The sequence below is a fragment of the Planomonospora sp. ID67723 genome (assembly GCF_015711605.1).
GTDB lineage: Bacteria > Actinomycetota > Actinomycetes > Streptosporangiales > Streptosporangiaceae > Planomonospora_A.
The window spans coordinates 2,041,794-2,052,455 of record NZ_JABTEZ010000002.1 but is presented as its reverse complement, the minus strand read 5'-3'; the positions used below and the strand labels follow the sequence as shown (position 1 = coordinate 2,052,455).

The 10,662-nt window shown below is 70.5% G+C and carries 10 protein-coding genes; 7 read left to right on the top strand and 3 right to left on the bottom strand.

Annotation, left to right across the window (positions count from 1 at the left end):
* The first annotated feature begins 326 nt into the window (after positions 1–326).
* Together HS041_RS21655 and HS041_RS21650 are read left to right on the top strand one after the other, a co-directional pair.
* Complete coding sequence (locus HS041_RS21655; protein ID WP_196442455.1) at positions 327–1,046, top strand: ABC transporter ATP-binding protein; 720 nt, start codon at positions 327–329, stop codon at positions 1,044–1,046.
* A complete protein-coding gene (locus tag HS041_RS21650) occupies positions 1,043–1,861 on the top strand; it encodes an ABC transporter permease (protein WP_196442454.1) in 819 nt (272 codons plus the stop codon). The genes HS041_RS21655 and HS041_RS21650 overlap by 4 nt, the downstream gene beginning before the upstream one ends.
* An 84-nt stretch (positions 1,862–1,945) precedes the next feature.
* On the opposite strand, the gene HS041_RS21645 is transcribed toward HS041_RS21650, so the two are convergent.
* The gene (locus tag HS041_RS21645) at positions 1,946–2,530 is read right to left on the bottom strand and encodes a TetR/AcrR family transcriptional regulator (RefSeq protein WP_196442453.1); all 585 of its coding nucleotides are present in this window, start codon (positions 2,528–2,530) and stop codon (positions 1,946–1,948) included.
* A 222-nt stretch (positions 2,531–2,752) separates the two neighbouring features.
* Between HS041_RS21645 and HS041_RS21640 the strand changes: the two genes are divergently transcribed.
* From HS041_RS21640 to HS041_RS21620, 5 genes are read left to right on the top strand one after another with little or no spacing between them, the layout of a single operon-like run.
* On the top strand, positions 2,753–4,066 hold the full coding sequence (locus tag HS041_RS21640) for a glycosyltransferase family 4 protein (protein WP_230879169.1): 1,314 nt from the start codon (positions 2,753–2,755) through the stop codon (positions 4,064–4,066).
* A gap of 45 nt (positions 4,067–4,111) precedes the next feature.
* A complete protein-coding gene (locus HS041_RS21635) occupies positions 4,112–5,821 on the top strand; it encodes a serine/threonine-protein kinase (protein WP_196442452.1) in 1,710 nt (569 codons plus the stop codon).
* A 51-nt stretch (positions 5,822–5,872) separates the two neighbouring features.
* Complete coding sequence (gene gnd, locus HS041_RS21630; RefSeq protein WP_196442640.1) at positions 5,873–7,300, top strand: NADP-dependent phosphogluconate dehydrogenase; 1,428 nt, start codon at positions 5,873–5,875, stop codon at positions 7,298–7,300.
* A gap of 55 nt (positions 7,301–7,355) precedes the next feature.
* A complete protein-coding gene (locus HS041_RS21625; protein ID WP_196442451.1) occupies positions 7,356–7,982 on the top strand; it encodes a nucleoside/nucleotide kinase family protein in 627 nt (208 codons plus the stop codon).
* A gap of 37 nt (positions 7,983–8,019) precedes the next feature.
* Complete coding sequence (locus tag HS041_RS21620; RefSeq protein ID WP_307845399.1) at positions 8,020–8,970, top strand: D-2-hydroxyacid dehydrogenase family protein; 951 nt, start codon at positions 8,020–8,022, stop codon at positions 8,968–8,970.
* A gap of 51 nt (positions 8,971–9,021) precedes the next feature.
* Here HS041_RS21620 and HS041_RS21615 read toward each other — a convergent pair whose 3' ends face one another.
* Positions 9,022–10,065 carry a TerC family protein gene (locus HS041_RS21615; protein ID WP_196442450.1) on the bottom strand — a complete coding sequence of 348 codons (1,044 nt, stop codon included), beginning with the start codon at positions 10,063–10,065 and terminating at the stop codon, positions 9,022–9,024.
* A 123-nt stretch (positions 10,066–10,188) separates the two neighbouring features.
* Positions 10,189–10,446 (bottom strand): hypothetical protein, encoded by a 258-nt coding sequence (locus HS041_RS21610; RefSeq protein WP_196442449.1) that lies wholly within the window; start codon positions 10,444–10,446, stop codon positions 10,189–10,191.
* Between the last annotated feature and the right edge of the window lie 216 nt (positions 10,447–10,662).

The following is a 10,662-nucleotide window of genomic DNA, read 5'->3' as shown; positions in this document are numbered from 1 at the left end:
GACCTGCGGGGCGTTTCGTTCGCTTCGTTGTGTCTTTATTCTTTCAGACCGGCTTTTCCGTGTCAATTTGACCCGTTCGAACCGATCTGTCGGGAATTCCGACCGCCCTGTTTCCGGGGCAACCCCTCAAACTTACTCCCGCATCCGTTTCATGTCGAATCGGAGGCGCGAGCCGATGATCGAAAGGAGGTTCCCGAGCCTCCGGCGTCCCCGCCGTCCCGCTCGGGCCTGTGAAGGTTACGAACCTTCGCCGGGAGCGTCAAATCGACTCCATGCCCGGCGAAAACCCTTTGCCTGGACAGGGTAGCGGAGCGCACGCTTGGTTGGTGTCGATTCTTGAGGCCGTCGCGCTGACGAAGAGGTTCGGACCCGTGACCGCCGTCGACGGGATCAGTCTCGACGTCGGCGTCGGCGAGATCATCGGACTGCTCGGACCCAACGGGGCGGGCAAGTCCACCACCCTGCACATGCTCCTGGGACTCATCACCCCCGACTCCGGAAGCATCCGCATGTTCGGTCTGGAGCTGGGCCGTCACCGCATCGAGGTCCTCAGCCGGATCAACTTCGCCGCGAGCTATGTGGATCTGCCCGGCGTCCTGCACGTCCGCGAGGTCCTGGATGTCTTCGCCCGCCTGTACGGCGTGCGGAACCCCAAGGCCCGCGTGGAGGAGCTCATCGACCTCCTGGAGCTCGGTCCCCTGCGCAAGCGCCGGGTGATGGAGCTCTCCTCCGGCCAGCGCACCCGCGTCCAACTGGCCAAGGCCCTCGTCAACGAGCCGAGCCTGCTCATCCTCGACGAACCGACGGCCAATCTCGACCCGGACGCGGGCGACCGGATCCGGAGCCTCCTGGTCCGCCTCGCCAGAGAGAACGACAGAGCGATGCTGATCACTTCGCACAACATGCAGGAGGTGGAGCGGATGTGCGACCGGATCCACTTCATGTCCGCCGGACGCGTCGTCGCGAGCGGCAGCGCCGCCGAGCTCGCCGGCGTCTACGGCGCGGACAGCCTGGAGGAGGTCTTCCTGAAGGTGGCCCGATCATGACCATGGTGCATCCCCCGCTCAGCCCCGCCGCCCGCAGGACGCGGATCGGCGGGGTGGTCCTCCGGGATTTCGCCGCGCTGCGCCGCAGCCCGATCCGGATGTTCGAGATCGTCTTCTGGCCCACGATCGAGCTGCTCGTCTGGGGTTTCGTGACGTTCTTCCTGCAATCTCAGCGGGTTCCGTTCGTGGCGGCCTTCCTGCTCGGCGCCGTACTGCTCTGGCAGGTGCTGCAGAAGGCCAGCAACGAGATCTCGATCGCGTTCCTGGAGGACATCTGGAGCAGGAATCTGCTCAACGTCCAGGTGAGTCCGCTCTCCACCGTCGAGTACGTGATCGGCCTGATCGTGTTCTCCTTCGGCAAGGTGCTCTTCGCCATAACGGTCATGGCGGGGCTCTCACTCGCCTTCTACGGGTTCGGTGTCACCAGCTTCGGCGCCGGTCTGGTCCCGTTCATGGCGCTGCTGCTGGTGATGGGCTGGTCCCTCGGCCTGGTGGGAATCTCGGCGGTGCTCCGCTTCGGCGAGAACGCCCAGGTGATCGCCTGGTCGCTGGTCTTCGTCGTGCAACCGCTGGCCGGGATCTTCTACCCGGTCGAGGTCCTGCCCGCCCCGCTCCAGGCCGTCGCCTCTTTCCTGCCCGCCACTCACGTCTTCACCGGCATGCGGACCGTGCTGAACGGCGGCGCCGTGCCGTGGGAGAGCCTGGCCTGGGCCGCGGCGCTGGACGCCGTCTATCTGGTCGCGACGCTGGGCCTGTTCGGGTGGGCACTGCGCTATGCCCGTATGCGGGGAAAGCTCTCCCGCTTCGGGGAGTGACCCCGTGCCGGTGCTCCGATGCGCCGCCAGCCAGGGACGGCAGTGCACATCACCGTCAGCCAAGGACGGCAGTGCACATCACCGTCAGCCAGGGACGGCAGTGGACATCGCCGCCACGATCACGCCGACGAGGCCCTCGACGACCTCGGCGCGATCGACCTCGGGGTGCTCCAGCCACCAGTCGCCGGTGGCCTGGACCATGCCGACGAAGGCGTGCCCCAGCACCTGGGCGCGGACCGGGTCGGGGCCTCCCGGCATGGCGGAGATCACCTCGCCGAGTTCCTCGCCCAGGCCGCGGACGAGCGCGGTCATCTGCGAGTGCGTCTGGCTGTCTTCCGCCCCCGCCCGGTGGAACAGGAACCGGTAGAGGCTCAGATTGGCCTCGATCATGTCGAGGTAGGCGGTGATCGTCGAACGGGCACGGCCGCGCAGGTCCGCGCCGGCCCGGTCGAACTGCTGCCGCAGCAGACCGATCACGGTGTGGACGTGCCGGTTGGCCAGGGCCTGGTAGAGGCCGCTCTTGTCGCCGAAGTGCCGATAGAGGATGGGCTTGGTGATCCCGGCCTCGGCCGCGATCGACGCCATCGAGGCCTCCGGGCCCTCCCGCCGGATCACTCGGTCGGCGGCGTCCAGGAGCGCCCGACGCCGATCCGGGTCCCGTCCGCTCACGTATCCCCCTCTCGCAGGGGATACAGGATAGATGGGGAAGCCGATCACGGTCCGACCGTGCGGTCCTCTGGCGGCGGTCCCGGCGACGATCCGCCGTCTCCTCGCAGCACAGGACTATCCGCTTTTTTCGGGGGTAAGTGGGAGCTCCAGGAGGGGGTCCTGTCTCGGACAGGGAACCGGTTGCGCAGGGGGCTCCGAATGGGATCGGCGAGGGACATCCGAATGGCGGCCGTCCGGGTGGCGCTGTGGCTGCTGGAGGCGCTCAACGCACGGCGGGCGCGCCGGTCGTCCGTGCCCGACGCGGGGACGGTACGCATCCTTCTCCAGCACGCGTACGGCATGGGCGGCACCATCCGCACGGTGCTCAACCTCGCCGGCTACCTGGCGCGGGAACGCGACGTGGAGATCATCAGCATGGTCCGGACGGCCGAGAAACCGTTCTTCCCGATCCCGCCCGGAGTACGGGTGTCGTTCCTGGACGACAGGACGGCGCCACGTGGGCCGGCCGCCCGGTTCCTGTCGCGTTTCCCCAGCCTCCTGGTCCCCGAGCAGGAGAAGGTCCACCACGCCCTCACACTCTGGACCGACGTGTGCCTGGTCCGCCGCCTGCGCGCCATGCGCACCGGCGTCGTGATCTCCACCCGTCCCGCGTTCAATCTGGTCAGCGCCCTGTTCGCACCACCGGAAGTGATCACGGTCGGCCAGGAGCACGTCACGTACGACGCACACGCCCCCGAGGTGCGCCGGCTGATCAGGAGGCGGTACGGCAGATTCGACGCCTTCGTCACCCTCACCCGGGCCGACATGGAACGGTACGCCAAGGCGCTGAAGGCCGGTCCGCCGAGGCGGCTGATCCGCATTCCCAACGCCGTTCCCGACCTGCCCGGCGGCGTCTCCGGCCTGGAGGAGAAGGTCGCGGTGGCGATCGGCCGGCTGGTGCACGTCAAGGGCTTCGACCGCCTCGTCACCGCCTGGAAGGACGTGGCGGCCGCGCACCCGGACTGGGTGCTGCGCATCTACGGCGCCGGAACGCGGGAGGCGGAGGCCAGACTCCGCGCGAGAATCGAGGACGCGGGGCTGACGGACAAGGTCTTCCTGATGGGCAGGTCCGCGGAGGTCGGCGTCGAGCTCGCCAAATCGTCGATCTACGTCGTCAGTTCGCGCTACGAGGGATTCGGCATGACGATCCTGGAGGCGATGAGCAAGGGCGTGCCGGTGGTGAGCTTCGACTGCCCGCACGGCCCCGGAGAGATCATCACCCACGAGCACGACGGCCTGCTCGTGCGCTCCAAGAAGCCGGCGGCGCTGGCCGAGGCCGTCTGCCGGGTGATCGAAGATCGGGAGCTGCGCCGCCGGCTCGGCGCGAACGCCCTGCGTACGGCCGCCGGCTACGACCTCGACGCGGTCGGTGCCCGGTGGGACGTCCTGCTGGACGGCCTCTCCGCCACCGCGCGGCGTCAGCCTGTGCGCTCCGCCGTACCGGACCGGCCCGTCCCCCGCTCTTCTCTTGTAAAGAATTGGGCCACGCCGGGCTGAAAGCCGAATTCCGGTAATCTTGCCGCTCTCTCCAGGAGGTGGCAGGTGACCGGAACAAGTGCCGTGGTGGTACCGGGCTACGAGGTGTCCGGCATCCTCGGGCAGGGCGGTTTCGGAATCGTCTACCGGGCCCGTCAACTGGCCGTGGACCGGGAGGTGGCGCTCAAGGTCGACAACCGGGTGCTCGTCTCCGAGCGCGACCGGCGCCGTTTCATGCGCGAGGTGACCTCAGCCGGGGCCCTCTCCGGTCATCCGCACGTCGCCCACGTCTACGACGCCGGGGTGCTCCCCGACGGCCGGCCGTACATGGTGCTGGAACTCTGTCCGGGCGGGTCCCTGCTGGACCGCATGCGCACCGAGGGGCGTCTCACCCCCGCCGAGGTCACCGACATCGGCATCCGGATCGCCGACGCTCTCGCGGCCGCCCACGCCGCCGGGGTGCTGCACCGCGACATCAAGCCCGCCAACATCCTGATCAACCGCTACGGCAACGTGGTGCTGTCGGACTTCGGCCTGGCCACCATGCCGTCGGCGGGCGGCGAGGTGTCGGTCACCCGCGAGTCGCTCACCCCCGCCTACGCGCCGCCGGAGGCGTTCGAACTGGTGGAGCCCAGCGCCTCCGGGGACGTCTACTCGCTGGCCGCCACGCTGTACGCGCTGATGTCGGGCCGGCCGCCCCGCTTCCCGGAGAGCGGCGTGGCCAACATCGCGGTCATCATGGCTCTGCACCGCCAGCCGATCCCGGACATCCCGGGCGTGCCGCCGGAGCTGACCGAGGTGCTCCGCCGGGCCATGACCACCGACCCGGCCCGGCGCACGCCCTCGGTGGCGGCGCTGCGCGACGCCCTCACCGACCTGGGCCTGGCACGCCACGCCCCGGCCCCCCGGCCGGTCCCCATGCCCCCTCCCGCAGCCCCGTCCGGTGCCCGGCCGCCGCACCTCACCCCCACCCCGCCGCCGGTCTTCACCTCCGGCCCGGTGGCGGCGCCGTACACCTCCGGCCCGGTGGCGGCGCCGTACGCCACGGGGCCCTCGCCGTACGGCATGCCGCCCGGTCAGTCGTCCCCCGTGGGCAGGGAGCCGGCGCGCGCGCACCTGACCTCGCCGGGCCTGCAGGGCATGGCGAGCACCCAGACGCCCGCCGCGTCCGCGCCGTCCGGCGGGGTGAGCAGCAAGGTGTTCGTCGCGGTGGCGGCGGCGTTCGCGATCCTGCTGCTGGTCGGCGCCGGAGTGATGTACCTGGAGAACCTCGACACCGGTGCCGGGGGCAGTCCCCGGACGCTCGACCTCGGCGGAGGGGACGACGGGGGCGACCGCGCGGAGGCCGACGACGTCGAGACGACCACCTCCTCCTGCCCCGCGGCCGGGGTCGCCGGCGCGGGTGCCGCGTGCGTGGCCAAGGCCGAGTGCTGGAGCGGGATCCTCAACATCATGGGCGATGTGACCATCACGCGCCTGGGCTGCGAGGAGGGCCACTCCTGGGAGACCTATGCGATCGCCAAGCTGCCGCAGGACGCCCTGACCTACAACCAGCTGAAGTTGAAGAAGCACCCGGCCATCAAGAAGCTGTGCTCGAACCAGGTCATGCTCGCCTCCCGGTACGGCGACGCCCGCGCGGTCCCGGCCTCCAAGTGGCTGTCGGAGGTGCTGCCGCCGTCGAAGGAGCAGTTCGACGACGGTGCACGCACCTACCGCTGCATCGGCAGGATCGTCCAGACGGAGGAGGCGGTCGGCACCGTTTTCCGCCCTTACTAGGGCGAAAGAGGGTATGCCCTGGCATCGTGGATGTGAAAGGAGTGATCCATGATGACCCAGGCGCGAATCGGTGTGACCGGCCTTGCCGTGATGGGGGCCAACCTCGCCAGGAACCTGGCCCGGCACGGGCACGTGGTGGCCGTGCACAACAGGTCGCAGCACCGGACGAAGGCCCTGATCGAGGAGCACGGGCACGAGGGCGGGTTCGTCGCCTGTGAGACCCCGGAGGAGCTCGTCGCCGCGCTGGAGCGTCCCCGGCGCATCCTGGTCATGGTCAAGGCGGGCGCGCCGACCGACGCGGTGATCGAGGAGTTCGCATCCCTGCTGGAGCCGGGCGACATGCTCGTGGACGGCGGGAACGCGCACTTCCTCGACACCCGCCGCCGCGAGGCGGCCCTGCGCGAGCGCGGGATCCACTTCGTCGGGGCGGGGATCTCCGGCGGTGAGGAGGGGGCGCTGCTCGGGCCGAGCATCATGCCGGGCGGGTCCGCCGAGTCCTACGCGGCGCTCGGACCGCTGCTGGAGGACATCGCCGCGAAGGTCGACGGGGTGCCGTGCTGCACGCACATCGGCCCCGACGGCGCCGGGCACTTCGTGAAGATGGTGCACAACGGCATCGAGTACGCCGACATGCAGCTCATCGCCGAGGCCTACGACCTGCTCCGCCAGGGACTCGGCCTGTCCCCCGCCGAGCTGGCCGAGATCTTCGCCGAGTGGAACCGGGGCGAGTTGTCGTCCTACCTGATCGAGATCACCGCAGAGGTGCTCCGGCAGGTCGACGCGGCGACCGGTCGGCCGTTCGTGGACGTCGTGGCCGACCGGGCGGAGCAGAAGGGCACCGGCCGATGGACCGTCCAGATCGCGCTGGACCTGGGGGTCCCGGTGAGCGGCATCGCCGAGGCGGTGTTCTCCCGCGCGGTCTCCGGCCACGCGGAGCTGCGCCGCGCGGCCCGCGGGCTTCCCGGCCCCGCCGCCCCGGCGGGCGAGGCGGGCGAGGGGTTCGCGGAGGACGTACGGCAGGCGCTGTACGCCTCCAAGATCGTCGCCTACGCGCAGGGGTTCGACCAGATCCGCGCCGGGAGCGCCGAGTACGGCTGGGACGTGGACCCCGGTGCACTGGCGACGATCTGGCGGGGCGGCTGCATCATCCGGGCCGTCTTCCTCGACCGCATCCGCGAGGCGTACACGGCGACGCAGGCGCCGGCGTCCCTGTTGCTGGCGCCGTACTTCACCGACGCCCTGGCACTGGCCCAGGGGCCGTGGCGGCGGGTGGTCGCCCGGGCCGCCGAGCTGGGCGTCCCGGCGCCGGGGTTCTCCACCGCGCTGGCCTACTACGACGCGCTGCGCGCCGAGCGCCTCCCGGCCGCCCTCATCCAGGGCCAGCGTGACTTCTTCGGCGCCCACACCTACCGGCGCACCGACCGAGAGGGGGTCTTCCACACGCTCTGGTCCGGCGACCGCACCGAGATCGGCGGCTGAGCGCCCGCCGTACGCGCCGTCTCTCGTCCGACGGGCCGTTCGGCAGGATGGCAGAGTGCGCATACGACCCATATCCCTGCCGTCGCTGACCGAGGAGATCGCCGACCGGATCGCCGGGATGCCCCGCGACTCCTGGACGCGGGTCGCCTTCGACGGAGCGCCCGCCGCCCGGCCGCAGGATCTCGCGGACGCGCTCACCGAGCCGCTCCGGCTGCGCGGGCGCGCGGTCCTGCGCGTGTCCGCCTGGGACTTCCTGCGCCCCGCCTCCCTGCGGTTCGAGTACGGCAGGACCGACCCGGACGCCTTCTACGACGACTGGCTGGACACCGGCGGCCTGACCCGCGAAGTCCTGGCACCGCTGGATCCGGGCGGTTCGGGGAAGATCCTGCCCTCCCTCTGGGACACCACCACCGACCGGGCCACCCGCGCGCCGTACGTCACCATGCCGCCGGGCGGGGTGCTGCTGCTGGACGGGGCGCTGCTGCTCGGCCGCTGGCTGCCGTTCGACCTGACCGTGCACCTGCGGCTCTCCCCCGCCGCGCTGGCCCGCCGTACCGCTCCGGAGACGCGGTGGACCCTGCCCGCCTACGAGCGCTACGAGCAGGAGGCCGACCCGGAGTCGACCGCCGACCTCGTCGTGCGGGTGGACGACCCGAGGCACCCGGCGATCGCGATCCCCTGACGTCCTTCCGGCGCTCACGGCGGTAAGGTCGTGACCTGTGTTGCGCTGCGCCGTACTTGACGACTACCAGAACGTCGCCCTCACCATGGCCGACTGGTCACGGGTCGGGATGATGAGTTTCTGCGAGCACTTCGACGACCAGGACGCCCTGGTCGAGGCCATCGGCGACTACGAGATCGTGGTCGTCATGCGCGAGCGCACGCCGTTCCCCCGTGCGCTCTTCGAGCGGCTGCCGAAACTGAGGCTGCTCGTCACCTCCGGCATGCGCAACGCCTCCGTCGACCTGACGGCCGCCGCCGAGCACGGGGTCACCGTCTGCGGCACCGCCAGCTCGTCGGTCCCGCCCGCCGAGCTGGCCTGGGCGCTCATCCTCGGCCTGGCCCGGCACCTGGTGCCGGAGAACACCGCGTTGCGCGCCGGCGGGCCCTGGCAGAGCACCGTCGGCACGGACCTGCACGGCAGCGTGCTGGGCCTGCTCGGCCTGGGCAAGATCGGCGAGCAGATGGCCCGGATCGGGCAGGCCTTCGGCATGGACGTGCTGGCCTGGAGCCAGAACCTCACCGCCGAGCGCGCTGAGGGTCTCGGCGTACGGCGCGCGGGATCGCTGGGAGAGCTGTGCGCGGCGAGCGACTTCCTCTCCGTCCACGTCGTGCTGAGCGAGCGCACCCGCGGGCTGGTCGGCCCGGCCGAGCTGGCGCTGATGAAACCCTCCGCCTACCTGGTCAACACCTCCCGGGCGGCGATCGTCGACCAGACCGCGCTGGTCGACGCGCTCCGGGAACGGCGCATCGCGGGGGCCGGGCTCGACGTCTTCGAGACCGAGCCGCTGCCCGCCGACCACCCCCTGCGGACCCTGCCGAACGTGCTGGCCACCCCGCACATCGGCTATGTCACGAGGGGGAACTACCACACATACTTCCGCGAGGCCGTCGAGGACATCGACGCGTTCCTGGACGGCGCCCCGATCCGCGTGCTGGGCACGGTCTGAGCCGCCCTCCGGACCGGTGCTCCCGAGCGGCCGGAGATCAGGGGCCGGCGGTCAGTCCCGGTCCCCGTGCCCGCCCCGCCGCCTCCCCGGAGCGGCCTGGTCCTCCCTCGCCCGGCGGAGCGGGTGCAGCGAGCCCGCGTGCGCCCTCTCCTCCGGGTGCCTCCGGACCCGCCGGAGGCTCGCGACGACGGTGACGAGCAGCACGGTGAGGATCACGCCGAGCGACACGACGGTGGGGATCTCCGGGATCGAGGAGGACACGTCCTCGTGCAGGAAGACCAGAATGAGCTTGACGCCGATGAAGCCGAGGATCGCCGACAGTCCCACCGACAGGTAGACCAGCCGCTCCAGCAGTCCCTCGATGAGGAAGTACAGCGCCCTCAGGCCGAGCAGGGCGAAGGCGTTGGCGGAGAAGACGAGCAGCGGATGCCGCGTGATCCCGAAGATCGCCGGAATCGAGTCGAGGGCGAAGAGCAGGTCGGTGCTGCCGATGGCGACGAAGACGAGGAACAGGGGCGTGATCACTCTCCTGCCGTCCTGTACGGCCACCAGCCGCCCGCCGTGGAAGTCGTCGCTGGCCGGGAAGATCCGGCCGACCCATCTGAGCAGCGGATTGCCGCCGATGTCGGGGTCGTCGTTGCGGTGGCGGGCCAGTTGCACCGCGGTCCAGATCAGGAGCAGGCCGAAGACGAGGAACGTCGGCGAGAACACCGTGATGGCCGTGGCTCCGACGGTGATGAGGACCGCGCGCAGCAGGAGGGCCGCCGCGACGCCGAACAGCAGCACCTTCTGCTGGTACTCGTCGGGTACCGCGAACCGGCTCATGATGATCACGAAGACGAAGAGGTTGTCCACCGACAGGCTCTTCTCGACCAGCCACCCGGCGAAGTACTCGGTCGCGATGTCCGGGCCCGCCAGCGGCCACAGGGCGAGCCCGAAGACGACCGCGACCGCGAGGTAGAACACCGACCAGAGGGCGGCCTCGCGCAGGCCCACGGCGTGCGGGCGGCGGGAGGCGATCACGAAATCGAGGACCAGCAGGATCAGCACGATCCCCACGACGACGGCCCAGGTCCACAACGAGTCGATGGTCACCTATGCTCCACCCGGCGTGCGACACGGATACGACCAGGTGCGTCTACCCCTAGGGCGTCTCCTTACCCGGCGCGGCGGCTCTCGGTGGCTCTCGGCGGCTGGCGCGAGCGCCGCCTCGAGGTGTCAGTTCTCCTGATGCCAGCCGTAACGCTCGTCCAGCTGGTCGAGCTCGTCCGGGGGCAGGTCGGAGATGACGGCGTCGTCGAGGTGCTCGCGCTCGTGCAGGTCGGTCACGATCGTCTCGACCACGTCGGGATCGCTCTCTCCGAAGGTCGCGCTGACGTTCTGCCGGGCGGCGTCGGCGAGCGCCTCGACCATGAAAGGCTGCTCGTTCAGAGGCTGCTCATCCAGAGGTTGCTCGTTCCACGGCTGCTCGCCCATCCTGCCCCCTGACGCCGCTGGGCCTGCCACGACTGCAGAACGCTCCCGGCCCACAGCCGCTCGGGTGTCCCCGGCCGAGGAGACACGACCCGTCTCACCATAGAACGACGGGCGGCGGCGCTTGCTTCCGGCGATGAGGCCCTGATCCCGGGAGGCCGTCTCGGATCTCCGGCTCACCGGTGGAACGGACCGGCATCCGGATGCCACGGATCATCG